Source organism: Streptomyces cathayae (assembly GCF_029760955.1).
In the GTDB taxonomy this organism is placed as follows: Bacteria; Actinomycetota; Actinomycetes; order Streptomycetales; family Streptomycetaceae; genus Streptomyces; species Streptomyces cathayae.
This window is the reverse complement of the sequence record NZ_CP121682.1, coordinates 3349002-3374936: the sequence shown is the minus strand read 5'-3', so window position 1 is coordinate 3374936 and position 25935 is coordinate 3349002. Positions and strand designations below refer to the sequence as shown.

Here is a 25935-nt window from a genome sequence, read left to right as displayed (position 1 = left end):
AGCGGCCCCTCATGACCGGCGCAACCGTCCCGCCCCCTTCAACGCCCTCGACGCCAGCGACGCGAGACGCGGGTGGGCGCGGACGAAGCCGTGCGCACGGCGTACGGGCTCGCGGCGCAGCAGGTGCAGCGCGGCGCCCAGGCCCGGACGCATCGCCTCCCCCTCGTAGACGGCGAGTTCGCCCGTCTTCAGCGAGTCCTTGTACTCGGCCGGGCCACGCCCCATGTCGAGCAGGCCGATGCCCTGGCCGGCCGCCGCCTCCGCCATGCGCAGATGCAGCACGAGCCCCGGCGAGTACTTCGCGAACTCCACGTCGTACGCCGGGAACCAGCAGGCCAGGACCGAGGCCGAGCGCAGGCCGAAGTGCGCGGCGACGGGGCGGTCCCCGGCGTACAGGACGGACAGCGTGCCCGTGCACTCCGGTGCCCGGGTCTCGGCCAGGCGGCCCACGAGCCGCGTGATCCACTCCTGCGCGAACCGGTCGCGCCGCCCGGTCCTGCGGTACTGGGCCGATTTCCACTCGATGAGAGCGCGCAGCGCGGCGGGCTCGCGTTCGTCGAAGACGAACCGCACCGGTCCGTCCGCCTGACGGCCGAGCCTGCGCTCCTTGGCCAGTGTGGTCTTCAGGAACTTGGGCGACTGGGTGCGCAGGACGGACTCGTAGGTCTCGTAGCCCTTCTCCACGTCGATGACGTAGGTGGTGTGTTCCTCGGCCGCGTGCGGGACGAACAGGGCCTGGTCCGCCTCCAGGTTGTCGAAGGCGAAGCTCGACACCGAGCAGGCGCGCAGCAGTTCACCGGTCTCCGGGACGAGGCCCGGACGCAGGACGGCGCCCTGGCAGTCCGACACCCCGAGTCCGATCGCCCGGCCCTGCCCCCACGCGCCCCGCTCGTACGGCAGGAAGCCGGCGGGTTCGGCGGACGTCCCCTCGTACAGGACCGCCACCCGGGCCTGCGGCCGCACCCGGGACACGGCGGTGGCGAACTCCGGTTCCATGAAAGGGCTGCGGGGCGCGTCCGTCGCGGCGCGCAGCTCACGCCAGCGTTCCCGCTCCCCCTCGCCGAGCTCCTCGAGCCTCAGCACACGTGTGCGTCCACTGCTCACCTGACCCCCCGATCAAGTCCCCCCTGGACCCTTGGAAGGTACCGCCCGGGACCCCCAGGACGGTAGGTAGCAGACCATGTTGTTGCCAAGTGGTGCAGAGGCCTTTAACAGGTCCGTACCCGCTGATGACGGTAACGGCCGGGCACGCGGCTGTGGTGAGACGGACGCGTGCTGTGGCGAGACGGACGCGCGGCGACGGCCCGGTGGTGGCGCGGCGCCGGCCCGGCGGTGGGGGTGCGCAGGATAAGGGGTGCGGGTGTGCGGACGGAGGCGTTCCGGTCGAGGGTGAGTCGGGTGGGCGCGGTGTCCGTATTCTCTGATCATGGCCGCACCCACCGATTGTTCACTCATCGCCACCGACTTGGACGGGACGCTGCTGCGCGGCGACGACTCTCTCTCCGACCGGTCTCTCGCCGCACTGGCGCTGGCGACGCGGGCCGGTGCCCGGCATCTCGTGGTGACGGGCCGCCCGGCGCCCGGAGTGCGGCCGCTCCTGGACAGACTGGGGAGCACGGGGCTCGCGGTGTGCGGACAGGGCGCGCAGGTGTACGACGCCGGCGCGAACCGGCTGCTCCACTCCGTCACGCTGGACCGGGAACTGGCGGAGACCGCGCTCGGCAAGATCGAGGCCGAGGTGGGGGAGGTGTACGCCGCGGTCGACCAGGACGGGGTCGACGGACTCACCCTGATCGAGCCGGGCTACCGGATGCCGCACCCGACGCTGCCCGCCGTCCGGATCGGACGACGGGACGATCTGTGGGTGCTGCCGATCACCAAGGTGCTGTTGCGCCACCCCTTCCTGAGTGACGACGAGTTGGCGGCGACGGCGCGTTCGGTGGTCGGTTCGCTGGCCACGGTCACCATGTCGGGACCGGGCACCGTGGAGCTCCAGCCGTGCGGTGTCACCAAGGCGACGGGACTGGCGCTGGCCGCCGAGCACCTGGGACTGAGCCGGGAACGGACCGTCGCCTTCGGCGACATGCCCAACGACGTCCCGATGTTCCACTGGGCGGCCCACGGTGTCGCCATGGCCAACGCGCACCCCGAGCTGAAGGCGGTGGCCGACGAGATCACCACGACGAACGAGGACGACGGCGTGGCCGTCGTCCTCGAGCGGTTGTTCGGCGGGACGGGCGGGGCGGGGCGGGGCGGCACGCGCCCCCACGCGTGCCGTTCCGGTCTCCACCCCCACGGGTGACCCCGTGGGCCGGGCGTGTCCCGGTGCGCCCGGACGTCTCAGTAGGCGCCGAAGACGTTGTCGATCGAGCCGTAGCGGTCCGCCGCGTAGTTGCAGGCGGCCGTGATGTTCGCGACCGGGTCGAACGGGTCGAGGGCCGTGCCGGGCACGTGGTACGCCCGGAAGGTCGGGTCGATGACCTGCAGCAGGCCCTTCGACGGGGTGCCGGCGACGGCGTTGGAGTCCCACAGGTTGATGGCCTGCGGGTTGCCGGAGGACTCGCGCATGATGTTGCGGTGGATGGAGTCGTAGCTGCCGGGGATGCCGTGCTGCGCCATGATCGACAGCGACTCGCGGATCCAGCCGTCGAGGGTGTCGGGGTACGCCGTCGCGGTGCCGACGGCGGCCGGGGCGGACGACACGGGGGCGGCGGGAGCGGCGGAGGCGCTGGTGGCGCCGAACACCGGAAGGGCGATCGCTGCGACGGCGGCGACGGCGAGGGAGCGGACGAGGCGGGTGCGGCCGAAGCGGCGCCGACCGGATGCGGGCATGGCGGACATGGGTGCGTTCCTCTCCTACGCCTGCGAGGTGAGCTGTCGGGTTCGGGCGGGAGAGTGCCCGGCCGCGCCCCTGCGGGCGTGGCTTCACCCCGAGCCGTCCCGGTGCGGACCGGTCCGGCGACTTACCTGGGTCCCCCGCTCCTGCCGTGCGTGAGTGAGTTGATCGACGGGTGGTGCGGGCGGTGGCAGGATTCGGCGTCCGCCCGACAGGCCGGGAACGTATGCGAGAGCGCATGTCGGGAACAAGTGCGAGCGTCACGTATGACGCCGTTTGATCTTGTCTTGGGCTATTTGGGGGACTTGATCCTTTGTGGGTGCCGACGGCCAACTCACGTTCGGGGCAAGGGGAAGCGTCTCCTCGGGGGAGTCGTGGGCGGGTCGGGGCGCGCGTGACCGACCTCACTGGCCGCACCGCGTGGGCGCATTTGCCATCAACGGGAACCTGTTTGGCAATTGCGGCAAATCGGTCAACGGGGCGGGCAGGATGGGCCGTGTGTCGAGATGCGGTCCGGGGTGTGCCCGGAGGATGGGTGAGGTGTGCCCGGAAAGCCGCCTGATGTCCTTTGCCGTCGACTGGTCGAAAACGATCTGATGGTGATCCGATATCGGAGGGTGCCGTGACGTGCCGTCCGTGCGTGCTGTGGGTGAGTTCGGGGAATGTGGGTGCTGGCGGTGATCGAAACATGACCGGATACGCTGACTCGAGTGATGTCAGCGACCTATCGACAACCAGCGACCCAGTGGTGAACGGTGCAAGACGTCTGAGCGTCAGTGGACACCAGCAGACAGGAGACCCCTCGTGACCGTCGTCGGGCCATTCGGGCTGAGCGTGCGGGACCAGGCTCTGGAAGCCGATGTCCGGGCCGGGATGACGGCTGTCGAGGAAGGGTTGCTCGAGGCCACCAAGAGTGAGGTCCCCTTCATCACGGGCGCCGCCCAGCACCTGGTGCGGGCCGGCGGCAAGCGGTTCCGGCCGCTGCTCGTGATGCTCGCCGCCCAGTTCGGGGACCCCCACGCGCCCGGCGTCGTACCGTCCGCCGTGGTCGTGGAGCTGACCCACCTGGCCACGCTGTACCACGACGACGTGATGGACGACGCGGGTGTGCGGCGCGGGGTGCCCAGCGCGAACACCCGCTGGGGCAACTCCGTCGCGGTCCTCACCGGCGACTTCCTCTTCGCGCGCGCCTCGCACATCCTGGCCGACCTCGGGCCGGAGGCCGTACGGGTGCAGGCGGAGGCGTTCGAGCGGCTGGTCTCCGGTCAGATCCTGGAGACCGCGGGGCCGCAGGACGGACGCGATCCGGTCGACCACTACCTGGACGTCCTCGGTGGCAAGACCGGCTCACTGGTCGCCGTCTCGTGCCGGTTCGGCGCCATGATGTCCGGGGCGGACGACGCGGTCGTGGACGTGCTGACCCAGTACGGCGAGCGGCTCGGGATCGCCTTCCAGCTCGCCGACGACGTGCTGGACATCGCCTCCGACTCCCACGAGTCCGGCAAGACCCCGGGCACCGACCTGCGCGAGGGCATTCCGACCCTGCCCGTGCTGCGGCTGCGCGAGCGGGCGGCCCGGCAGGGTCTGCCCGAGGACATCGCGCTGTGCGAGCTGCTGGACTCCGACCTCAGTGACGACGACCGGCACGCCGAGGCACTGCGACTGCTGCGCGCGCACCCCGCGCTGGAGCAGGCCCGCCGGGACACCGTGCGCTATGCGCAGGAGGCGCGCGCGGTGCTGGCACCGCTGCCGGAGTGCGAATCGAAGACGGCCCTGGTCGACCTGTGCGACGCGGTGGTGCACCGGGCCGGCTGACCCGCCCGCCGTCCCCGTCCCCGACTCCGACCCCTACTGGTCGGGGGAGGGAACACCTCCTCGTGTCATACCGCAGCAGTACACGGAGTTGAGTCCGGGGTCTGACGCTTCCTCGTGTGGTGTTTGGTCAGATGGACCATGACGGACACCACTCCTCACCGATTCGGGTGAGAAGGGCGGCTCAGGGTGTGACTGGTGCGAGGAACACGAGACGCAGGCCGCCGCCGACCACGGAGGTAGGGCACACATGGCACCGTACGAATCCGACGACACGACGACCGCGGGGGCGACCCGCGAGCCGGGCGCGGGCCGGCGCAGGGCCGCGCGGTACATCGTCCCGGTCACGGTGATGGGAGTGGCGGTCGCGACCATCGGGCTCGTCCCCGCGATCGCGAACTCCGGCGACCCGGACCTGCCGGAGATCACCGCCGCGCAGCTCATCGAGAAGATGGCCGAGTCGGACACCGAGCGGCTGTCCGGCACCGTGAAGATCACCACCGACCTCGGACTGCCGGACCTCGGCGGCCTGGAGAGCAGCCTGGCCTCCGGCGCCCTGGGCGGCGGCGAGGGCGGCTCGTCCGCCGACCCGTCCGCCAAGCTCACCGAGCTGGCCTCCGGTACGCACACCCTGCGCGTCGCGGTCGACGGCCCCGACCGGCAGAAGGTGTCGCTGCTCGAGAACGCCGCCGAGTACAGCCTGATCCACAACGGCAAGGACGTCTGGGGCTACGACAGCGCGTCCAACGAGGTCTACCACGGCACGGCCGACGAGTCCGACGAGGGCGAGGACCGGAAGCAGCAGCCCCCGGCCACGCCGAAGGGCTTCGCCGAGGAGGCGCTGAAGGCGGTCGACGACACCACGTCCGTCACCGTCGACGGCACCGCGCAGGTGGCCGGCCGCGACGCCTACAAGCTGGTCGTCAAGCCCAAGCAGTCCGGTTCCACGGTCGGTGCGATCAGCATCGCGGTGGACCACGAGACCGGGACGCCGCTGAAGTTCACGCTGACCCCGGCCACCGGTGGTGCCGCCGTCGTGGACGTCGGCTTCACCAAGGTCAGCTTCGACCGGCCGGCCGCGTCGACCTTCGACTTCACCCCGCCCAAGGGCGCCAAGGTGACCGAGGAAGGCGCCCTGGAGGACGGGAAGAAGGGCGGGGAGCCCACCGGCCGGCCGGAGGCCGCCCCGAAGTCCGAGGAGGACCTCTCCAAGGGGCTCGACGGGCTGAAGGTGCTCGGAGAGGGCTGGAACTCCGTCGCCGCCTTCGACACCGGCGCCGAGGGGGGTCTGCCGACCGGCTCCGAGGGCGGTGACCTCGGCGGCTTCCTGGGCTCGCTCGGCGACCAGGTGAAGGGCGAGTTCGGCACGGGCACCGTGTTCAGCACCCGCCTGGTCAACGCCCTGTTCACCGAGGACGGCAAGGTCTACGTCGGTGCCGTCACGAAGGACGCGCTGGTGAAGGCCGCCAACGAGGCGAAGTAACGGGCGAAGCGACGGGCGAAGCAACAGGGGAAGGGACGGGGATCGGGTCCCGGGGCCTCATGGCGAGGCGACCGGGGCCGGCGGCGGCCGCGGCTCCGCCGCCCGTGCCACGGCGAGCAGCAGCGCCTCCCGCCCGTGCGGTGCCACCAGTTGGAGCCCGGCCGGGCAGCCGTCGCTGCCGAACCCGGCCGGGAGGCTCAGCGCGGGGTGCCCGCTCACGTTGAACGCCCAGGTGAGCGCGGTGGAGTAGACGTCGCCGGGTCCCTCGTGGCCGTGCGGCGCGGTGGGCGCCGTGGGCGTCAGCAGCAACTCGGCGTGGGCGAAGAGACGGGCCAGGCGCCGGTCGTTCGCCTCCCGGACGCGGTGGGCCTCGGCGAGGTCGGGGCGGGGCCCGCCGGGGGCGCGCAGGGCGAGCCAGGCCGGCGCGGGGTCCAGAAGCAGCGGAGGCTCCGCCGACCGTACGGCTCGTACGGGGCGCGGGGCTCGCGGGGGCCGGACGAGCCGTACGACTCCGGCGTCGACGAGCCGGTCGACCGCGGCTCGGGCCAGCGCGACGGGCTCCTCGTCGGGATCGGCGAAGCCGAGGTCGGGGGACCAGATCGCGGTGCGGGGACCGGACGGCGGCACCTCGGCGGCGGTGGGCGGCGGCGACACGGCCCGCCACCAGGCCACCGCGTCCGCCGCCGTCCGGGTGAGGACGCCGGGTGCCGCGAGACCCGTGCGGTCGGGCGACGGGAGGCGGCCGTTGGTGACCTTCAGACCGACGACCCCGCACCACGCCGCCGGGATGCGCACCGACCCCGCGCCGTCGCCGCCCGTCGCCAGCGGCACCAGCCCCGCCGCCACCGCGACTGCGGCCCCGGCCGAGGAACCGCCCGGAGTGCGGTCCGCCCGCCACGGGTTGACGGTCCGTCCGTGCGCGCCGAGCCCCCAGGTCTGCCAGGGGGTGCCGGGCCCGGGTACGGCGGTGGCGCCCACGGCCACACCACCGGCCGCGAGCAACGGACCCGCCGCCCGGAGCCCGTGCCTCCCCTTCACGGCGATCGGCACCCCGGCCAGCGGCAGCCACTCACCCGGGCCGGGCGGACCCGCGTCGACCCGGGCGTCCACCCCGGCCGCCCGACGCAGCGCCTCCTCGGCCCACACCTCGGTGAACGCGCACAGCACCGGATCGGCCCGCTCGATCCGCGCCAGCGCCCCCGCGACCACATCGACGGCCCGCAGCCTTCGGGCGCGCACCGCGGCGGCGATCTCCGCCACCGTCCCGGACCGTGCCTCGGCGCCGGTCAGCGCAGTGATCCCGTCGGGCGGGCAGGCAGGACGCGGCCCGCCTGGTGACCGCCGCGGACCACGGCCACCGGGCCTCGGGCCCGGATCTCCGACCCCTGCCGCATGTCTGTACCCATGCCCCTCTCCTGCCACGTCACCCGGATCCTCATACCGGCCGGCGGGACGGAACCGGGCGGACGGCTGTTGGGACGAGCCTGTGACAACGCGGTGACGTGAGAAACGGGGATATGCGGACAGACTCGTCGGTAGGTTCACGACCCGAATGAGGGGACGATGGCGCGACTCAGCCGCGAGAAGAAGCCGGAACAGCAGCAGACCGCAGACGCGGCGAACCGTGCGGCAGTGCCGATCGACGTCCATGTTCCCGCCCCTGTGGCGGGTACCGGCTCACGGAAGGCGTCGGTCGGCGGGGTACCGGTGGTGGCCGGACCCGACGAGGAGGTGCAGCAGGCGGTGCTGAACCGCCTCCACCGCATCGCCCTCGCCTCGGGACACGCCGTCCTCGCCACCATCCACGACGAGGGCACCGGGTACGTCGTCCCGCTCCGGGTCGACCCCGACGGTGCCAGCCACTTCACCGGAGAACCGGCCCTCATGAAGCCGGCAGCCCCGGCCCCGACGCCGGCCCCGGCCCCGGCTCCGACGCCGGCCCCGAGCCCCGTGCGTGACAGCACCCTCACCCTTCGGCTGCGGTCGGTGCCCGAGCCGGTGGAAGCCGTGCCTCCCGGCACGGTCGTGCCGCCGACGGGCGAGTTCGGCCCGCCCCCGCTCATGGGCACGAGGCCCCACCCCGCTCCCGAAGCCGACCACCGCCGGCACCCGGCACCCGCTCGGACACCGCAGACGCCTCAGGCACCCCTGATACCTCCGATGCCCTCAGCGCTTCCCGTACCTCCGGCCTACCGGACACCGGGCCCGCTGCCCTCGGCCGACCGGACACCGCCCCCGGCCCTGGCCCCGGTGGCCGCCCCTCCCCGTATCCCCGAACCGGTTGCGGAGGCCGAGCCCGAGCACGAGCACGAACCCGCCCTCGACTTCAAGCCGCCCCCGTCCCGCGGTTTCGACGCCGTGGCGGAGGCGGTGCTCGGGGACGAGCCGCCCGCCGTCCCGGGCGAGACCCGCTTGGCCGAGCCCATGGGCCGGATCAACGAGGCCGTCCGGGCGGGCCGGATCGACACGGCGGCGCGACTGGCCGGGGAGACGGTGACCGAGGCGTCGCGGACGCTGGGGCCCGAACACCCGGAGGTGCTCAAGCTGCGCGAGCTGTCCGCGTACATCGCCTACCTGAGTGACGAGCCGCTGCACGCCTTCCGGCTCTCCCTCGACCTCGCCGGGGTCCACCGCGGGGCGGGCGACGCGGAGGCCGCCTACGGCAACGTCCGCAGCGCGGCCACCGCCTGGCGCGCGGTGCGTGATCCGCTGCGCGGGCTGGAGCTGGGACGCGAACTGATCGAGCTGTGGACCGGACTCGCCGCCGAGGGCGGCCCGGCGGCCGACGAGATCGAGGAGTTGGAGTCGGCCCGCACCCGCATGGGCCGGCTGACCGACCGCGCCCACGCCCGGCACGGGTGAGCGGGCGTGGACGGAGCCGTGCAACGCGCTGAGGAGCGCTCCGGTCAGGCTTTCGGAGCGTCCACCGCGTCCACGGTGCTCACCGCTTCCGCCGGGTTCGCCACGACCACCGGATCCACCGCGTCCACAGAGCTCACAGGGCTCACAGGGCCCACCGGGTTCATCGCAGCGCCGGCCGCGGTCGCAGTCCTCGCGCGCTCGGTGGCGAGTACGCGGGCGGACCGGTGGGCGGTGCGCAGCGCGTCCCAGGTCAGCAGCATGAGCGCCAGCCACACCAGCGCGAATCCGGCCCAGCGCTCGGGCGGCATGGCCTCCTTGAAGTAGAGGACGCCGAGCAGGAACTGGAACACCGGGGCCAGGTACTGGAGCAGCCCCATCGTGGACAGCGGCACGCGGATCGCGGCGGCGCCGAAGCAGACCATGGGGAGCGCGGTGACGAGGCCGGTGGCGGCCAGCAGCGCCGCGTGTCCCGCTCCCTCGGTACCGAAGGTGGACTCGCCGCTGCTGCCCAGCCAGAGCAGATAGCAGAGGGCGGGAAGGAACAGGATGGCCGTCTCGGCGGCCAGCGATTCGACGCCGCCGAGGTTGACCTTCTTCTTCACCAGTCCGTACGTGGCGAAGGAGAAGGCGAGGCAGAGCGAGATCCACGGCGGGCGGCCGTAGCCGACGGTGAGGACGAGCACCGCCACGAAGCTGACCCCGACCGCCGCCCACTGCGCGGGCCGCAGCCGCTCCTTCAGCAGCAGGACACCTAGGGCGATGGTGACCAGCGGGTTGATGAAGTAGCCGAGGGACGCCTCGACGACGTGCCCGGAGTTCACCGCCCAGATGTAGACGCCCCAGTTCACGGTGATGACCGCCGCGGCGACGGTGATCAGGGCCAGCTTGCGCGGCTGCCGCAGCAGCTCGCCGAGCCAGGCCCAGCGACGTATGAAGAGGAGGGCGGCGGCCACGAAGAGCAGCGACCAGACCATCCGGTGGGCCAGGATCTCCACGGCTCCGGCGGGCTTCAGCAGTGGCCAGAAGAGGGGAACGAGCCCCCACATGCCGTAAGCCGCGAAGCCGTTCAGCAGTCCTGTACGCCGCTCGCCGTCCGACTTCTCGGTCACGGGCCGCCCTCCTTCTCGCCTGACGCGTGTCGGGGCGAGCGTCGCTCGCCCGGACGACCGTAACGCCGGACGCCCCGCTCGTCATTCCCGTACTGGAATACGGTCATGACGAGCGGGGCGTCCGGGCATGGGCCAGGCCTTCAGGGCATGGGGTGCCAGGCTTTCAGGGCACGGGCCGCCAGGCTCTCAGGCCCCGGGTCAGGCCTTCAGCGCGGCGGCGATGGCGTCCGCGATCGGGGTGGCCGGGCGGCCGATCAGGCGGGCCAGGTCGCCGCTGGTGACGACCAGTTCGCCCTTCTCGATGGAGACGTCCGTGCCCGCGAAAACGGCGGCCACCGGCTCGGGGAGCCCGGCGCCGGTCAGGATGCCGGTGAGCTCCTCGACCGTGACCGGTCGGTAGGCGATCTCCTTGCCGGTCTGGCGGCTCAGCTCGGCCGCGTACTCGGCGAGGTCCCAGGACTCGTCGCTGCCCAGCTCGTACGTCTTGTTCTCGTGGCCCTCACCGGTCAGTACGGCGACGGCGGCCGCCGCGTAGTCGGCGCGCGCGGCGGAGGAGAGACGGCCCTCGCCGGCGGCGGAGACGACCGCGTGGTGCTCCAGCACGGGGGCGAGGTTCTCGGTGTAGACCTCGTGGTACCAGCCGTTGCGCAGCAGGACGTACGGGAGACCGGAGGCGAGCAGGGCCTTCTCGGTGCCGCGGTGGTCGTCGGCGAGGGCGGCGGTCAGCGTTCCGGGGGCGCTGGTGTAGGCGAGCAGGGAGACGCCGGCGGCCTTGGCGGCGTCGATGACGGCCGTGTGCTGTCCCACCCGGTCCCCGCCGACCTCGCTGCTGGAGATCAGCAGCACCTTGTCGCCGGCCGCGAACACGCCGTCGAGGGTTCCGGGAGCGCTGTAGTCGGCGACCGCGATCCGCACCCCGCGCTCCGCCAGGTCCGCGGCCTTCTCCGCGCTGCGTACGACGGCGGTGACCTGCTCGGCCGGAACCTTCTCCAGGAGCTGCCCCACGACGTGGCGGCCCAGGTTTCCGGTGGCTCCGGTGACGACGATGCTCATGATCAGAACTCCTTGTGGGGGTGCGGATGACACCAACCCTAGGGGTTGCGCTAACTAATAGAAAGTACCCACTTTGAAGTAAGGTACTGGCATGGCAGTAAGTGACGTGCCCGTACGGAGCGGCGAGGACCGGCGGGGCGAGCGTGAGGCGTTGTGCCCGCACCGCCTGGTCCTGGAGCATGTGACCAGCCGCTGGGGGGTGCTCGTGCTGATCCGGCTCCAGGAGCGGCCCCACCGCTTCAGCGAGCTGCGCCGCGCGATCGGCAGGGTCAGCGAGAAGATGCTCACCCAGACCCTGCAGACGCTGGAGCGGGACGGGCTCGTCCACCGTGACGCCAAGCCGGTGATCCCGCCGCGGGTCGACTACTCCCTCACCGACCTGGGGCGGGAGGCGGCCGAACAGGTGAGCGCGCTGGCGCTGTGGACCGAACGGCGCATGGACGACGTACTGACCGCCCGCAAGGCGTACGACGAGGCCCGGACGCTCTGAGGCGTCCGGGCCCCGGGCCCCTGAGGGGCGGGTGGCTGACGACGGTCAGCCGGCGGTGCTCATCCGACGACCGTCCAGGTGTCGTTGCCCGCGAGCAGCGCGCCGAGCTCGCCCTTGCCGTGCTGCTCGACGGCGGTGTCCAACTGCTCGGCCATCAGCGTGTCGTACACCGGGCGGTCCACCGAGCGGAAGACGCCGATCGGGGTCTGGTGCAGGGTGTCCGGATCGGCGAGCCGGGACAGCGCGAACGCGGTGGTCGCCGACGCCGCGTGCGCGTCGTGGACCAGGATCTCCGCCTCGTTCTCCGGCGTCACCGCGACCACCTTCAGATCGCCGGTGGCCCGGTCCCGCACGACGCCCTTCGCGAGGTCGGTGCCGAAACGGATCGGGCTGCCGTGTTCCAGCCGGATCACCGCCTCCTCGGCCTGCCGGCGGTCCTTGAGGACCTCGAAGGCGCCGTCGTTGAAGATGTTGCAGTTCTGGTAGATCTCGACCAGTGCCGTGCCCGGATGGGCGGCGGCCTGCCGCAGTACCTCGGTGAGGTGCTTGCGGTCCGAGTCGACCGTGCGGGCCACGAAGGACGCCTCCGCGCCGATGGCCAGCGACACCGGATTGAACGGCGCGTCCAGCGAACCCACCGGCGTCGACTTGGTGATCTTGCCGATCTCGGAGGTCGGCGAGTACTGGCCCTTGGTCAGGCCGTAGATCCGGTTGTTGAACAGCAGGATCTTCAGATTGACGTTCCGGCGCAGTGCGTGGATCAGGTGGTTGCCGCCGATGGACAGCGCGTCCCCGTCACCCGTGACGACCCACACGCTCAGGTCGCGCCGGGACGTCGCCAGGCCCGTCGCGATGGCGGGGGCGCGGCCGTGGATGGAGTGCATCCCGTAGGTGTTCATGTAGTACGGGAAGCGGGACGAGCAGCCGATGCCGGAGACGAAGACGATGTTCTCCCTCGCCAGTCCGAGCTGGGGCATGAAGCCCTGCACGGCGGCGAGGACCGCGTAGTCGCCGCAGCCGGGGCACCAGCGCACTTCCTGGTCGGACTTGAAGTCCTTCATGGACTGCTTGCCCTCGGCCTTGGGCACCAGGGAGAGCGCGTCGCCGAAGGACGGGCCGCCTCCCGGCATCGTCTCAGTCATCGATGGCCTCCTTCAGCACCTCGGCAAGCTGCTCCGCCTTGAACGGCATCCCGTTGACCTGGTTGTACGAGCGCGCGTCGACCAGGTACTTCGCCCGGATCAGGGTGGCGAGCTGGCCGAGGTTCATCTCGGGTACGACCACCTTCTCGTAACGCTCCAGGACCTCCCCGAGATTCCGCGGGAAGGGGTTGACATGGCGCAGATGGGCCTGGGCGATCGCGCCCCCCGCGCCCCTGATGCGCCGTACGGCCGCGGTGATCGGCCCATAGGTGGACCCCCAGCCGAGGACCAGCACCCTGGCGTCGCCGTCCGGGTCGTCGACCTCCAGGTCGGGGACCTCGACGCCGTCGACCTTCGCCTGCCGGGTACGCACCATGAAGTCGTGGTTGGCCGGGTCGTAGGAGATGTTTCCCGTGCCGTCCTGCTTCTCGATGCCGCCGATCCGGTGTTCCAGACCCGGGGTGCCCGGGACCGCCCACGGCCGGGCCAGGGTGTGCGGGTCCCGCTGGTACGGCCAGAACACCTCGGTGCCGTCGTCCATCGTGTGGTTGGGGCCCTGCGCGAACCGCACCCGCAGATCCGGCAGCTCCTCCGGGTCCGGGATGCGCCACGGCTCGCTTCCGTTGGCCAGATAGCCGTCGGAGAGCAGGAACACCGGGGTGCGGTAGGTCAGCGCGATCCGGGCCGCCTCCAGGGCCGCGTCGAAGCAGTCGGCCGGCGTGCGCGGCGCGACCACCGGGACCGGGGCCTCGCCGTTGCGCCCGTACATCGCCTGGAGCAGGTCCGCCTGCTCGGTCTTGGTGGGCAGGCCCGTGGACGGGCCGCCGCGCTGGATGTCCACGATCAGCAGCGGCAGCTCCAGCGACACCGCGAGACCGATCGTCTCGGACTTCAGGGCCACCCCGGGGCCGGACGTCGTCGTCACCGCGAGCGACCCGCCGAAGGCCGCGCCCAGCGCGGCGCCGATGCCCGCGATCTCGTCCTCCGCCTGGAAGGTCCGCACACCGAAGTTCTTGTGCCGGCTCAGCTCGTGCAGGATGTCCGAGGCCGGCGTGATCGGGTACGACCCCAGGAACAACGGCAGATCCGCCTGCCGGGAGGCCGTGATCAGGCCGTACGCCAGGGCCAGGTTCCCGGAGATGTTGCGGTACACGCCCGGCGGGAACGCCGTGGTGGCCGGGGCCACCTCGTAGGAGACGGCGAAGTCCTCCGTCGTCTCGCCGAAGTTCCAGCCCGCCCGGTACGCGGCGATGTTGGCCGCCGCGATGTCCGGCTTCTTGGCGAACTTCGAGGTCAGGAACTTCTCCGTGCCCTCGGTGGGCCGGTGGTACATCCAGCTCAGCAGCCCCAGCGCGAACATGTTCTTGCTGCGCTCGGCCTCCTTGCGGCTGAGGTCGAAGTCCTTCAGCGCCTCCACCGTCAGGGTCGTCAGCGGCACCGGGTGGAGGCTGTAACCGTCGAGCGAACCGTCCTCCAGCGGGTTGCCGTCGTACCCGACCTTCTGCAACGCCCGCTTGGTGAACTCGTCGGTGTTGACGATGATCTCCGCGCCGCGCGGCAGGTCCCCGATGTTCGCCTTCAACGCGGCAGGGTTCATCGCCACCAGCACGTTCGGCGCGTCACCGGGGGTGAGGATGTCGTGGTCGGCGAAGTGGAGCTGGAAGGACGAGACACCCGGCAGGGTGCCGGCCGGAGCACGGATCTCGGCCGGGAAGTTCGGCAGCGTCGACAGATCGTTGCCGAACGACGCCGTCTCCGAGGTGAAGCGGTCACCGGTGAGCTGCATGCCGTCACCCGAGTCGCCCGCGAACCTGATGATCACCCGGTCGAGGCGACGGACGTCCTTCGCTCCCGCCGGTTTGCGCTGCTCTCCCAGGACTGTTCCGTCGGTCTGCTCCGCTGGGCTGCTGACCTGGCTGGTCACTGAACTGGACCTCCTCGAGGCGCTGTCCGGGACCGGCCCTCCCGCAGGCCGTCCCTGGATCAACCCTACGTCCGTAAGGGTCGCCTTCCTCAGGTCATTCGCATCTTGGACACGACTTCGAGCTCCCGGCGGGCCGACGTGCCCCGCCCCTTTTCCGGTTTTACCCGGATTCCCGCGGGCCGCCGAGGCCGGCCGCCGGCCCCGGCCCCTCATTCCTGAGGACGCCGTCCGCTCGCCGGCGGTTCGGCCGGGAGCGGACCAGGCGGTCAGGAGTTGAGGTAGGTGAGCACGGCCAGCACCCGGCGGTGATCGCCGTCGCTGGGGGACAGGCCCAGCTTCATGAAGATGTTGCTGACGTGCTTCTCCACGGCTCCGTCGCTCACCACCAGCTGTCGGGCGATCGCCGAGTTCGTCCGCCCCTCGGCCATCAGCCCCAGGACCTCCCGCTCGCGCGGGGTGAGCCTCGCGAGGACGTCCTGCTTCCGGCTGCGGCCGAGCAGCTGCGCGACCACCTCCGGGTCCAGGGCCGTACCGCCCTGGGCCACGCGCACCACCGCGTCCACGAACTCACGCACGTCGGCCACCCGGTCCTTGAGCAGATAGCCGATGCCGCGGCTGGAGCCGGCGAGCAGCTCCGTGGCGTAGCGCTCCTCCACGTACTGGGACAGCACCAGCACCCCGACACCCGGATGCGCCTTGCGCAGCTGGATGGCGGCCCGCACCCCCTCGTCGGTGTGCGTCGGCGGCATCCGGACGTCGGCCACCACGACGTCCGGGAGCTCGCCCTGACCGTCCAGCCCGGTGATGGTCTTGAGCAACGCGTCGCCGTCGCCGACCCCGGCCACGACCTCGTGCCCCCGGTCGGTCAGCAGCCGGGTCAGGCCCTCCCGCAGCAGCACTGAATCCTCGGCGATGACCACGCGCACCCTGTCCTCCATGACTTTTCGGCCCCACCCCTCCTCCGCGCCCGCCCGTACGGCAGGCCCGGTCGACGGGACCAGCATTCCAGCATCGGGCGGGCGATGCGGAGGGGGTGACGCGAGAAGGTGCGGGGCCGGGCCCACCGCCCGTCCCCGCACGCCTGCCGTACACCTGCCGTCCGGTTCCTTCTCGGCGCTCCCGGCCACTGCTCGGCCGTGTCCTGCCCGCGCCTCATGCGCACAGCTCAGCCGCTGCTCATGCGCAGCTCAGCCGCCGCTCATGCGCACAGCCCATGTGTACAGCTCCGCTCACCGCTCACCGTCGGCTCATCGCGTCCGCTCGGCCCGCCACGGCAGCTCCGCCGTCACCCGGGTCGGACCGCCGGCCGGTGAGTCCACGACCAGGATTCCGTCCACCGCCTCCAGCCGCTCCGTCAGCCCGGCGAGTCCGGACCCCCCGGACGCGTCGGACACGTCGGCACCACCCACCCCGTTGTCCTCGACCTGCACCATCAGCCGGCTCTCCGTCCGCCACACCTCCACGGACGCCCAGGTCGCCCGCGCGTGCTTGCTGATGTTCTGCAGCAGCTCCGAGACCGTGAAGTAGGCGATGCCCTCGATCGCCGGTGCCGGGCGCTCGGTCAGGTCCACCTCCACCCGCACCGGGACCGTGCACCGGGAGGCCACCGACGACAGGGCCGCGTCCAGTCCCCGGTCGGTCAGGACCGCCGGGTGGATACCGCGCGCCAGGTCCCGCAGCTCCTGCAGCGCCGTCTTCACCTCGCCGTGCGCCTCGTCCACCATGTGCGCCGCGGCCCGCGGATCCTCCCGCAGCTTCTCCTTCGCCAGCCCCAGATCCATGGCCAGCGCCACCAGCCGGGCCTGCGCCCCGTCGTGCAGATCGCGCTCGATGCGCCGCAGGTCCGCCGCTGCCGTGTCCACCACGGCCCCCCGGTCCGACTCCAGCTCCACCACCCGCGTCACCAGCCGCGACGGCCCGAGCAGGCCGTGCACCAGCAGCCGGTCCACCATGGTCAGCGCGCGCACGATCCACGGCGTGGCGATGGTGAACAGCAGTCCGATCAGCGCGGTCACCGTGATCTCGAAGGGGTTGTCCAGATAGATCCGGTGCTGTCCGTCGCCGTACAGCTGGATCCCGCCCTGACCGGCGTACATCGGGAACACCCAGAACCACAGCGGATACGTCAGCAGTGACCAGCCGATCGTCCAGACGGTCACCGAGACGACGAAGGAGAACGTCGCCCACGGCAGATGCAGCACCGCGTACAGCAGGGCCCGCCACGAGGCGCCACTCTTCAGCACCGCCCCCATCCAGGCCGCGAACCCCTGCCGCTTCATCCGCAGCGGCTCCGGCTCGGCCACGTCCAGGTCCAGCAGACCCCGGGCCCGCGTCCGCTCCAGCGCCCCGAACCCGCGGCATCCGGCGAGCCCGGCGGCCAGCACCGGAACGCCGAGGAAGGTCACCAGCAGACCGGCGCCCAGCGACACCATCGTGACCGCGTAGGTGAAGAGCAGAATGCCGATCGGCAGACTCAGCAGGACATATCCCAGCTCGCGCCAGGCCCGTCCCTCGACCGGGGCCCGCAGCACGGCCGGCAGCCGGTGCCGCCGCTCACCGGCCCTCCCGGGGCGACCGGGGTGCCTGGGGTACCTGGGGTGCCCGGCGGGCGTGCTGTCGAGCCCGTAGCCCTGTCCGTACTCCGTGGCCATCGGCGTCGTCCTTCTCCTCGTCCGGCGGCGGTGCTGTCGTATCCCCAGACTGCTGGGCCGCAGGTCCGCGGACCATGGAGCACGTCGCAGTCTTGGACGGGGGGTTTTCCCCACCCCTCTCGGCCTACGACCCCCCTCCCCGCCCACGTTCGCGGGCGGGTCGCCTACGACCGCGGGTGGGCCGTCCGCTCCTCCCCGGCAAGGGCACCGGAGCGGTCCCGCCACGGCAGCTCCGCCGTCACCGTCGTCGGACCGCCCTCCGGCGACTCCACGACGAACAGGCCGTCCACCGCGCCCAGCCGGTCCGCGAGACCCCGCATCCCCGTACCGCCGTCCAGACGCGCGCCCCCGCGGCCGTCGTCCTCCACCTGGATGAGCAGCCGGCCGTCCACCCGCCACACGTCGACCGCGGCCGAACGCGCCGCACTGTGCTTGCTGACGTTCTGCAGCAGCTCCGAGACCGTGAAGTACGCGATGCCCTCGATGGCCGCGGCCGGCCGCTCGGCGAGATCGACCGTCACCTTCACCGGCACCGTGCAGCGAGAGGCGACCGACGACAGGGCCGCGTCCAGTCCCCGGTCGGTCAGGACCGCCGGGTGGATGCCGCGCGCCAGGTCCCGCAGCTCCTGCAGCGCCAGCTTCACCTCGCCGTGCGCCTCCGCGACCATCGACGCCGCCGTGTCGGGATCCTCCAGCAGCTTCTCCTTGGCCAGGCCCAGCCCCATGGCCAGGTTGACCAGCCGGGCCTGCGCCCCGTCGTGCAGATCGCGCTCGATGCGCCGCAGATCCGCCGCGGCGGTGTCGAACACCACGCCCCGGCCGGACTCCAACTCGGCTATGCGCCGCTCCAGTTCGTCGGAGGGGGAGAGCAGACCGCGCACCATGGCCCGGTCCGCGTTGGCGAGCCCCCGCGCGATGAACGGCAGCACCGGCCACAGTACGAACAGCGAGGTCAGCGTGACGGTGAAGGTCACGATGCCCCACGGCAGCCGTATCGCCTCGTAGAGCATCGTGCGCCAGCCCACCGGGTCCTTCAACGCCATCCACATCCGGGGCAGAAACCCTCCGGCACCACGCAGCGGCAGCCGGCTCGGCTCCTCCACCCGCACCCCGAGCAGTGCCCTGGCCCGCGCCCGCTCCGCCCTGCCCAGCCACCGCGCACCCGACAGACCGGCCGCGAGCAGCGGGAACCCGATCACCGTGACCGTCAGCCCGAGGCCGGTGAACAGTACGGTCGTGACATAGGTGAAGCCCACCAGCGCCACCGGAAGGTTCGCCAGGAGGTGGGCGATCTCCTTCCAGGTGTGCCGGTCGTAGGCGAGGCGGACCGGCGGCGGACGGTCGTCGGCAGCGGGGAAAGGTTCGGTCATGGGTCTTAGCGTGCCGGGCCGGGGGGACCCGCGCCATGAGGTGGGCCCCTGAGATGCACGGGGGAAATCCCCACCTCCCACATCCGGGTGCGACGGGCTGCTTACGGCCTCCTTATAAGGGCCTAGACTCCCGTGCGTACAGATCGTCGACAGCGAGGGGCGGACGTGCGGGAACCGATCAGCGTCGATCCGGCCGTGATCGCTTCACAGTACGTCGCGGCGGACTACTTCCAGGCGTATTCGGTCGTCGGGCTGCTCGCCGTCGTCGGTGTGCTGTTCGTCGCCGTCGCCTTCGGCGCGGGACGCCTGCTGCGGCCGGTGGTCCCCACCCCCGAGAAGCTCATGACGTACGAGTGCGGGGTCGACCCCGTCGGTGAGGGCTGGGCCCACACCCAGGTCCGCTACTACGTCTACGCCTTCCTCTACGTGATCTTCGCTGTCGACTCGATCTTCCTCTTCCCCTGGGCCACCGTCTTCGCCGTCGACGGTTACGGCGCGACCACCCTGGTGGAGATGTTCATCTTCCTCGGCTTTCTCGCCGTCGGCCTGCTGTACGCATACAAGAAGGGCGTCCTGACATGGACGTGACCCCTGCCCACCCGACGGGCTCCGGGACCGGCCCCGGAGCGGCATCCGGGGCGGGCTCCGAACCGGTGCTGCTGCCGGATCCCGCCGTGCTCCCCGCCGAGGGCGGGGGAAAGCTCGGCGTGCTCTCCCGGCTCGCCCCCGAGCCGATGAAGGTCATCCTCAACTGGGGCCGCCGCTACTCGCTCTGGGTCTTCAACTTCGGCCTCGCCTGCTGCGCGATCGAGTTCATCGCCGCGTCGATGGCCCGCCACGACTTCATCCGCCTCGGTGTCATCCCCTTCGCACCGGGACCGCGCCAGGCCGACCTGATGGTCGTCTCCGGCACGGTCACGGACAAGATGGCGCCCGCGGTGAAGCGCCTGTACGAGCAGATGCCCGAGCCGAAGTACGTCATCTCCTTCGGCGCCTGCAGCAACTGCGGCGGCCCGTACTGGGACTCCTACTCCGTCACCAAGGGCGTCGACCAGATCATCCCGGTCGACGTCTATGTCCCCGGCTGCCCGCCGCGGCCCGAGGCGCTGCTCCAGGGGGTCCTGAAGCTCCAGGAGAAGATCGCGCGGGAGTCGCTGGGAGAGAGGTACGGGGCGGGCGAGCGGGACGCCCCGGGCGCGTCGGCGGCGGCGCTGCGGAGCGGATTGGTGAAGCCGCCCGCGCCGGGGGAGTCCGGTGCGGCGACGTCCGGCGAGGGGGAGGACCGGTGACCGCGGTCGGCTGGCTCCCCGCCGACGTCGAGGAACTGTTCGGTACGGAGGCCACGGCCGAGGAGTCGTACGACGTCCTGACCGTCGACGTCCCGCCGGCCTCCTGGATCCCCGCCCTGGAGGCCGCCCGTGACCGGCTCGGCTGCACGTACTTCGACTGGCTGAGCGCGGTCGACGAGCCCGGCACGGGCTTCTGCGTCACCGCGCACGTCGTCGCCCTCTCCCCGGTACGCCGCCTGCTGCTGCGCACGACGGTCCCGCATGACGCCCCGGCGCTGCCCTCCGCCGTGGACGTCTACGCGGGGGCCGCCTGGCACGAGCGCGAGACGTACGAGATGTTCGGCGTCGACTTCGCCGGCCATCCGGCTCTGGACCACCTGCTCCTGCCGGACAACTTCGAGGGCCACCCGCTGCGCAAGGACTTCGTCCTCGCCGCCCGTGTCGCCAAGGCATGGCCCGGGGCCAAAGAGCCCGGGGAGCCTGCGGCGGGCGTCGAGCACGGCGGTCCGAAGCGCCGCCAGATGCTCCCCCCGGGCGTCCCCGACCCGAATGAGTGGGGCCCTCTGAAGGGCAAGCTCCCCGCGGCTCCGTCCCGTCCGGCCCGCGCCGTGGGCCGGGCGGCCGCCGGCACGGGGCGCACTCCCGGCGAACGCCCGGTCCGCCGCACCCGTACGGCGGCGCAGGGCTCGGCGAGCCAGTCCGCCCCGGCAGGAACCGAGTCGGTTCCTGCCGGGGACGGCTCCGAGGACCGGCCCGAGGACCGGCCCTCACCGGCGCCGCGCCGCAGCCGCTCGGCCGCCGAAGGCTCCGCGAGCCGGCGGGCGGGCCGGGCCGCCCCCGAAGCACCGGCCGCCGACACCGAGGCACAGCCCGAAACGGCCACGCCGGCCATCCCGACCACGCCTCCCGGCCGTCCCGCGCGGCCCCCGCGGCGTGCCCGCAGCGCGAGCGAGGGGTCGGCGTCCCAGCGCGCCGAGGCGACACCGCCGGAGCCCACCGGAACAGAGGCGCCGGACGGGTCCGGGGCGTCGGGCCCCGAGCCCGCTGCCGCACCGCGCAACCCGGATGCCCCCTGGCACCACGCCCGCCCCGCCTTCGCCCACCCCGAACGCGACCCGAAGTCCGACTCGGAACCGGAACCGAAGTCGGAACCGGAACCGGAACCGGAACCGAAGTCGGAACCGGGGCCCTCGACTTCCGACGACCCCGACCCCTCGGGAGGTCCGTAGTGAACGACGTACTCGACGTCGCCCTGCGACTCCTGCTCGTCTTCGTCGTCTTCCTCACCTTCCCCCTGATCGTGGGTCAGACCGAGCACAAGGTGATGGCCCACATGCAGGGCCGTCTGGGCCCGATGTACGCGGGTGGCTTCCACGGCTGGGCCCAGCTCATCGCCGACGGCGTGAAGTTCGCGCAGAAGGAGGACGTGGTCCCGGCCGGCGCGGACCGCCGTGTCTTCCAGCTCGCCCCCGCCGTCGCCCTCCTGCCGTACCTCCTCGTCCTGCTCGTCATCCCGATCGGCCCGGGCGAGGGCGCGGTCGGCCAGGTGATCGACGCGGGCGTGTTCTTCGTGCTCGCCGTCATGGGCGTCGGTGTCCTCGGCTCGCTGATGGCCGGGTGGGCCTCCGCCAACAAGTACTCCCTCCTCGGTGGCCTGCGCACCGCCGCCCAACTGCTCGCCTACGAACTCCCGATGCTGCTCACCGCCGCCTCGGTGGCGATGGCGGCCGGCACCGTTTCCCTCGTCGGCATCCTCGACGCCTTCGAGTGGTGGTGGCTGCCCTGGCAGATCGTCGGCGCGATCGTCTTCTTCGTCGCCGGCCTCGCCGAACTCCAGCGTCCGCCCTTCGACATGCCCGTCGCCGACTCGGAGATCATCTTCGGGGCGTACACCGAGTACACCGGTCTGCGGTTCGCGCTCTTCCTGCTCGCCGAGTACGCCGGGATCGTCGTCCTGTGCGCCTTGACCACCGTCCTCTTCCTGGGCGGCTGGCACGGGCCATGGGGCGCCGACGGCCTCGGCTGGGTCTGGACCCTGCTGAAGACCGCGGTCCTCGCCTTCGTCGTCATCTGGCTCCGCGTCACCTATCCCCGACTGCGCGAGGACCAGTTGCAGAAACTCTCCTGGACCCTCCTCGTTCCCCTCGCCCTCGCCCAGATCGCCCTCACCGGCGTCGTCAAGGTGGTGATCTCCTAAGCCATGACACCCCCTCCTGGCTTTCCCGGCTCCGGCCTGGCCAAGGGCCTGGCCGTCACCCTGCGGACGATGACGAAGAAGTCCGTCACCGGCCGGTACCCGGACACCCAGCCCGACCTCGCGCCCCGCACCCGCGGTGTGATCGGCCTGTTCGAGGAGAACTGCACGGTCTGCATGCTGTGCGCCCGCGAGTGCCCGGACTGGTGCATCTACATCGACTCCCACAAGGAGACCGTCCCGGCGACGACGCCCGGCGGCCGTGACCGCAGCCGCAACGTCCTCGACCGCTTCGCCATCGACTTCTCCTTGTGCATGTACTGCGGTATCTGCATCGAGGTCTGTCCTTTCGACGCCCTGTTCTGGTCGCCCGAGTTCGAGTACGCCGAGACCGACATCCGCGAACTCACCCACGAACGCGACAAGCTCCGCGAGTGGATGTGGACGGTCCCGGCCCCGCCGGCCCTCGACCCCGCCGCAGAGGAACCGAAGGAACTCGCCGCCGCCCGCAAGACGGCCGACAAACTGGCCGCCACCCAGGCCGCCGCGGAGCCCGAGCCACAGCCCGAGCCGCCGACCGCCGACCCGCAGCCCGACCCGCCGACCACCGGCCCGACCGGGCCGAAGAGGGAGGGGCCGTGACCCTCGCCGCAGCCGCCGGCACGGCCCCGCAGGGTTTCCTCTCCCCGACCGGTGTGGAGATCGCCTTCCTCCTCGTCGGCCTGGTCACCTTCGGCGCCGCCGTCGTCACCGTCACCACCCGGCAGCTGGTGCACGCCGCCCTGTGGCTGGTGGTGGCCCTCGGCGGACTCGCCGTCGAATACCTCCTGCTCACGGCCGAGTTCATCGCCTGGGTACAGGTCCTCATCTATGTGGGTTCGGTCATCGTCCTCCTGCTGTTCGGTCTGATGCTCACCAGAGCCCCCATCGGCCGCTCCCCGGACGCCGACTCCGGCAACCGCCCGGTCGCCCTCGCCGTGGCCGTCGCCGCCGCTGCCGCCCTGGTCTGGGTGGTCGTCGACGCCTTCCGTACCACCTGGATCGATCTGGACGGCGCGCCCGCCGGCTCCACCGACGTGATGGGCGCGAGCCTCTTCCAGCACTGGGTCCTCCCCTTCGAGGCCCTCTCCGTCCTCCTCCTGGCCGCCCTCGTCGGCGCGATCGTCCTCTCCCGCCGGACGAAGGCGGGCGCCAGGGCGGGCACGAAGGCGGGCACCCCGGGCGACGCGGAGGGGGACCGCTGATGCACCTCGCCTATCCCGCCGTACTGTCCGCCCTCCTGTTCTGCACCGGCCTGTACGGAGTCCTCGCCCGCCGCAACGCGATCCTGGTCCTCATGTCGGTCGAGCTGATGCTCAACGCCGTCAACCTGAACCTGGTCGCCTTCGACGTCTGGCTCAGCAAGGCCGCCGAGGAGACCCTGCACTCCGGTCAGGCCCTCGCCCTGTTCACCATTGCCATCGCCGCCGCCGAGATCGGCATCGGCCTGGCGATCGTCCTCGCCGTCCACCGCAGCCGCGGGACCGCGGACATCGACAAGCTCCGCGACACCGCCGAGGGCCACGACCCCGACGACCCCGACCGCACGGGCGGCCCCGGCGGACCGGGCGGCCCCGGCGGACCGGGCGGCCTCGGCGGACCGGGCGGCCCCGGCGGCCCCGCCCCCGACAGCGACGCCCCCACGACCCGGGCGGCCGTCACGAAGGCTGAGGCCACCGCGTGACCACGACCACCCTCGCCGCCCTAGTCCCCCTCCTTCCCTTCCTCGGCGCGATCGCCGGACTGCTCCTGGGCCGCACGGCCCCCGGCTTCGTCCGCCCGCTCGCCGTCCTGCCGACCGTCGCCTCCCTCGCGCTGGCTGCCGCGGTCGCCGCGCGCCAGGGAGGTGACCGGGCCGTCGACGCCGCCACCGAGCTGACCCCCACCGGTTCGGTCCCCGTCGAACTCGCCCTGCACATCGACGGCTTCGCCGCCCTCACCGCCGTGCTCGTCGGTGTCGTCGCCACCTGCGTGCAGATCTACTCGACCGGCTACCTCCGTGACGACCCGCGCTACCCCTCCTACGCCGCTCTCGTCTCCCTGTTCACCTCCGCGATGCTCCTCGTCGTCTACTCCGGCGACCTGATGGTGCTGCTGGTCGGCTGGGAGGTCATGGGCATCTGCTCCTACTTCCTGGTCGGCCACTACTGGGAGACCCCCGAGGCCCGCGCCGCCTCCCTCAAGGCCTTCCTGGTCACCAAGCTCGGCGACGTCCCCTTCCTCATCGGCCTGTTCGCCCTGGCCACCGACGCCGGGTCGTTCCGCATCACCCGCATCCTCGACGCCGTCGCGAACGGCGGCATCGAACACCCCACACTGATCGCCCTGCTGCTCCTGGCGGGCGTGGCCGGCAAGTCGGCGCAGTTCCCGCTGCACACCTGGCTCCCCGACGCGATGGCGGGCCCGACCCCCGTCTCCGCGCTGATCCACGCCGCGACGATGGTCGCCGCCGGTGTCTACTTCGTCGCCCGCCTCCTTCCGCTCTTCGAGGCATCCCGGGCCGCGATGACCGTCCTCGCCGTCATGGCCGCCGTCACCATGGCCGGGTCGGCGCTCGCCGCCCTCGCCCAGGACGACATCAAACGGGTCCTCGCCTACTCGACGATCGGCCAACTCGGCTACATGACCGGCGCACTCGCCCTCGGCGACCGCGGAGCCGCCGTCTTCCACCTCCTGTCCCACGGCGCCTTCAAGGCGCTCCTGTTCCTCGCCGCCGGCGTGATCATCCACGCCGCCGGCACCAACTCGCTGGCCGCCATGTCCCGCATGAGCCACCTGCGCGACCGCGTCCCCGACGCCTACTGGACGATGACCGTGGCGCTCCTCGCGCTCGCCGCGATCCCGCCGTTCAGCGGCTTCTTCTCCAAGGAGGCCGTCCTCGGAGCCGCCGAACACGTCGTCATCGGCCACACCGGACAGACCCCCGCCGCCGCGGGCTGGATCGTCCTCCTCGCCGGCCTGGCCACCGCCCTGCTCACCGCGGCGTACGCGGTGCGCCTGTGGCTACTGGCCTTCCGCGGACACGGCCCCGAGGCCCCCGACCACGGCAGACAGCCCTTCACCATGACCGCCGTGCTGTGGGTGCTCGCCGTCCCGTCCCTCGCGTTCGGCGGCTTCGCCTTCCGCGCACTGCCCGACTGGTTCGACGGTCACGACCTGACCCCGACCCTCACCACCTCCGTGCTCGGCACGGGGATGGCCCTGGTCGGCGGCATCGTCACCTACGCCACCTGGCGCCACACGACCGCACACGCCGCCGGCATCCCCCTCGGTGCCGTCGCCGCCCACCCGCACGGTGATGCCGGGCAGGTCGAGGCGGAGGCCATCGCCAGTCACGAACCCGCCTACGGGGACATCGCGTACGCACCGGACCCCTCGGACCCCGGGCGGCTGCTGCTCGGCCCGCTGCACCGCCACGCGGCCGTCGGCTTCCACCTCGACGCCGTGTACACGACCCTCTTCGTCCGCCCCGTCCAGGCCGCGGCCTCTCTCGTCCGGTTCCTCGACCGCGAGGTCGTCGACACCTACGTACGCGGCGCGGGAACGCTGCCCCGGTGGCTCGGGACCGCCGTACGACGCGCCCAGACCGGCAATCTGCAGACCTATGTGAGCGCGCTGCTCGCCGGCACCGTCATCCTCGCGGTCGCCGTCGTCCTCGCCGCGACGGGAGCGTGAGCAGAC

The 25935-nt window shown here is 72.0% G+C and carries 23 protein-coding genes and 1 riboswitch; of the genes, 13 read left to right on the top strand and 10 right to left on the bottom strand.

All coding sequences use genetic code 11. The features are described 5' to 3' along the window. Positions 1 to 9: 9 nt before the first annotated feature. Positions 10 to 1083 carry a GNAT family N-acetyltransferase gene (locus tag PYS65_RS15240; protein ID WP_279334498.1) on the bottom strand — a complete coding sequence of 358 codons (1074 nt, stop codon included), beginning with the start codon at positions 1081 to 1083 and terminating at the stop codon, positions 10 to 12. A gap of 343 nt (positions 1084 to 1426) precedes the next feature. On the opposite strand from PYS65_RS15240, the gene PYS65_RS15235 reads away from it, so the two are divergent. Beyond that, positions 1427 to 2302, top strand: coding sequence for an HAD family hydrolase (locus PYS65_RS15235; RefSeq protein WP_279334497.1), 876 nt, complete (start codon positions 1427 to 1429; stop codon positions 2300 to 2302). 38 nt (positions 2303 to 2340) lie between these two features. Here the strand turns inward: PYS65_RS15235 and PYS65_RS15230 are convergent, their stop codons facing one another. Beyond that, entirely contained in the window at positions 2341 to 2832 is a 492-nt protein-coding gene (locus PYS65_RS15230) for a transglycosylase SLT domain-containing protein (RefSeq protein WP_279337958.1), read from the bottom strand. Positions 2833 to 2844: 12 nt separating this feature from the next. After that, positions 2845 to 3008, bottom strand: a riboswitch (cyclic di-AMP (ydaO/yuaA leader). A 632-nt stretch (positions 3009 to 3640) separates the two neighbouring features. Here PYS65_RS15230 and PYS65_RS15225 point away from each other — a divergent pair. Both PYS65_RS15225 and PYS65_RS15220 read left to right on the top strand, forming a co-directional pair. Beyond that, the gene (locus tag PYS65_RS15225; RefSeq protein WP_279334496.1) at positions 3641 to 4651 is read left to right on the top strand and encodes a polyprenyl synthetase family protein; all 1011 of its coding nucleotides are present in this window, start codon (positions 3641 to 3643) and stop codon (positions 4649 to 4651) included. A gap of 247 nt (positions 4652 to 4898) precedes the next feature. Continuing rightward, positions 4899 to 6131 (top strand): LolA family protein, encoded by a 1233-nt coding sequence (locus tag PYS65_RS15220; RefSeq protein WP_279334495.1) that lies wholly within the window; start codon positions 4899 to 4901, stop codon positions 6129 to 6131. Positions 6132 to 6188: 57 nt separating this feature from the next. Here PYS65_RS15220 and PYS65_RS15215 read toward each other — a convergent pair whose 3' ends face one another. Then, positions 6189 to 7391: an amidase gene (locus tag PYS65_RS15215; protein ID WP_279334494.1), complete on the bottom strand. Its 1203-nt coding sequence runs from the start codon at positions 7389 to 7391 to the stop codon at positions 6189 to 6191. A gap of 303 nt (positions 7392 to 7694) precedes the next feature. Here PYS65_RS15215 and PYS65_RS15210 point away from each other — a divergent pair, with 303 nt between their 5' ends. Then, complete coding sequence (locus tag PYS65_RS15210) at positions 7695 to 8993, top strand: tetratricopeptide repeat protein (protein WP_279334493.1); 1299 nt, start codon at positions 7695 to 7697, stop codon at positions 8991 to 8993. Between the two features lie 44 nt (positions 8994 to 9037). On the opposite strand, the gene rarD is transcribed toward PYS65_RS15210, so the two are convergent. Both rarD and PYS65_RS15200 read right to left on the bottom strand, forming a co-directional pair. Next, on the bottom strand, positions 9038 to 10039 hold the full coding sequence (gene rarD, locus PYS65_RS15205) for an EamA family transporter RarD (protein ID WP_423836158.1): 1002 nt from the start codon (positions 10037 to 10039) through the stop codon (positions 9038 to 9040). 261 nt (positions 10040 to 10300) lie between these two features. After that, complete coding sequence (locus PYS65_RS15200; protein ID WP_279334491.1) at positions 10301 to 11155, bottom strand: SDR family oxidoreductase; 855 nt, start codon at positions 11153 to 11155, stop codon at positions 10301 to 10303. 91 nt (positions 11156 to 11246) lie between these two features. On the opposite strand from PYS65_RS15200, the gene PYS65_RS15195 reads away from it, so the two are divergent. Then, a complete protein-coding gene (locus PYS65_RS15195; RefSeq protein WP_279334490.1) occupies positions 11247 to 11645 on the top strand; it encodes a winged helix-turn-helix transcriptional regulator in 399 nt (132 codons plus the stop codon). A 59-nt stretch (positions 11646 to 11704) separates the two neighbouring features. Here the strand turns inward: PYS65_RS15195 and PYS65_RS15190 are convergent, their stop codons facing one another. The 5 genes from PYS65_RS15190 to PYS65_RS15170 form a co-directional block, all read right to left on the bottom strand. Continuing rightward, positions 11705 to 12787, bottom strand: coding sequence for a 2-oxoacid:ferredoxin oxidoreductase subunit beta (locus tag PYS65_RS15190; RefSeq protein ID WP_279334489.1), 1083 nt, complete (start codon positions 12785 to 12787; stop codon positions 11705 to 11707). After that, on the bottom strand, positions 12780 to 14711 hold the full coding sequence (locus PYS65_RS15185) for a 2-oxoacid:acceptor oxidoreductase subunit alpha (RefSeq protein ID WP_279334488.1): 1932 nt from the start codon (positions 14709 to 14711) through the stop codon (positions 12780 to 12782). Before PYS65_RS15185 ends, PYS65_RS15190 begins: the two co-directional genes overlap by 8 nt. A gap of 266 nt (positions 14712 to 14977) precedes the next feature. Continuing rightward, positions 14978 to 15649, bottom strand: coding sequence for a response regulator transcription factor (locus PYS65_RS15180; RefSeq protein ID WP_279334487.1), 672 nt, complete (start codon positions 15647 to 15649; stop codon positions 14978 to 14980). 309 nt (positions 15650 to 15958) lie between these two features. Beyond that, positions 15959 to 17362 carry a sensor histidine kinase gene (locus PYS65_RS15175; protein ID WP_279334486.1) on the bottom strand — a complete coding sequence of 468 codons (1404 nt, stop codon included), beginning with the start codon at positions 17360 to 17362 and terminating at the stop codon, positions 15959 to 15961. 164 nt (positions 17363 to 17526) lie between these two features. After that, positions 17527 to 18732 (bottom strand): sensor histidine kinase, encoded by a 1206-nt coding sequence (locus PYS65_RS15170; RefSeq protein WP_279334485.1) that lies wholly within the window; start codon positions 18730 to 18732, stop codon positions 17527 to 17529. A gap of 165 nt (positions 18733 to 18897) precedes the next feature. Here PYS65_RS15170 and PYS65_RS15165 point away from each other — a divergent pair, with 165 nt between their 5' ends. Genes PYS65_RS15165 through PYS65_RS15130 form a run of 8 tightly spaced genes read left to right on the top strand, consistent with a single transcriptional unit; the run spans position 18898 to position 25929 of the window. Continuing rightward, entirely contained in the window at positions 18898 to 19320 is a 423-nt protein-coding gene (locus PYS65_RS15165; protein ID WP_279334484.1) for an NADH-quinone oxidoreductase subunit A, read from the top strand. Beyond that, entirely contained in the window at positions 19311 to 20021 is a 711-nt protein-coding gene (locus PYS65_RS15160; RefSeq protein WP_279334483.1) for an NADH-quinone oxidoreductase subunit B, read from the top strand. The genes PYS65_RS15165 and PYS65_RS15160 overlap by 10 nt, the downstream gene beginning before the upstream one ends. Further along, a complete protein-coding gene (locus PYS65_RS15155; protein ID WP_279334482.1) occupies positions 20018 to 21250 on the top strand; it encodes an NADH-quinone oxidoreductase subunit C in 1233 nt (410 codons plus the stop codon). The genes PYS65_RS15160 and PYS65_RS15155 overlap by 4 nt, the downstream gene beginning before the upstream one ends. Next, the gene (locus PYS65_RS15150) at positions 21250 to 22218 is read left to right on the top strand and encodes a complex I subunit 1/NuoH family protein (protein WP_279334481.1); all 969 of its coding nucleotides are present in this window, start codon (positions 21250 to 21252) and stop codon (positions 22216 to 22218) included. Before PYS65_RS15155 ends, PYS65_RS15150 begins: the two co-directional genes overlap by 1 nt. Positions 22219 to 22221: 3 nt before the next feature. Further along, positions 22222 to 22857, top strand: coding sequence for a NuoI/complex I 23 kDa subunit family protein (locus PYS65_RS15145; RefSeq protein ID WP_279334480.1), 636 nt, complete (start codon positions 22222 to 22224; stop codon positions 22855 to 22857). Then, the gene (locus PYS65_RS15140; protein WP_279334479.1) at positions 22854 to 23459 is read left to right on the top strand and encodes an NADH-quinone oxidoreductase subunit J family protein; all 606 of its coding nucleotides are present in this window, start codon (positions 22854 to 22856) and stop codon (positions 23457 to 23459) included. Before PYS65_RS15145 ends, PYS65_RS15140 begins: the two co-directional genes overlap by 4 nt. Continuing rightward, positions 23459 to 23938 carry an NADH-quinone oxidoreductase subunit NuoK gene (gene nuoK, locus PYS65_RS15135; RefSeq protein WP_279334478.1) on the top strand — a complete coding sequence of 160 codons (480 nt, stop codon included), beginning with the start codon at positions 23459 to 23461 and terminating at the stop codon, positions 23936 to 23938. Before PYS65_RS15140 ends, nuoK begins: the two co-directional genes overlap by 1 nt. Further along, positions 23935 to 25929: an NADH-quinone oxidoreductase subunit 5 family protein gene (locus PYS65_RS15130; protein WP_279334477.1), complete on the top strand. Its 1995-nt coding sequence runs from the start codon at positions 23935 to 23937 to the stop codon at positions 25927 to 25929. Before nuoK ends, PYS65_RS15130 begins: the two co-directional genes overlap by 4 nt. Positions 25930 to 25935 lie beyond the last annotated feature (6 nt).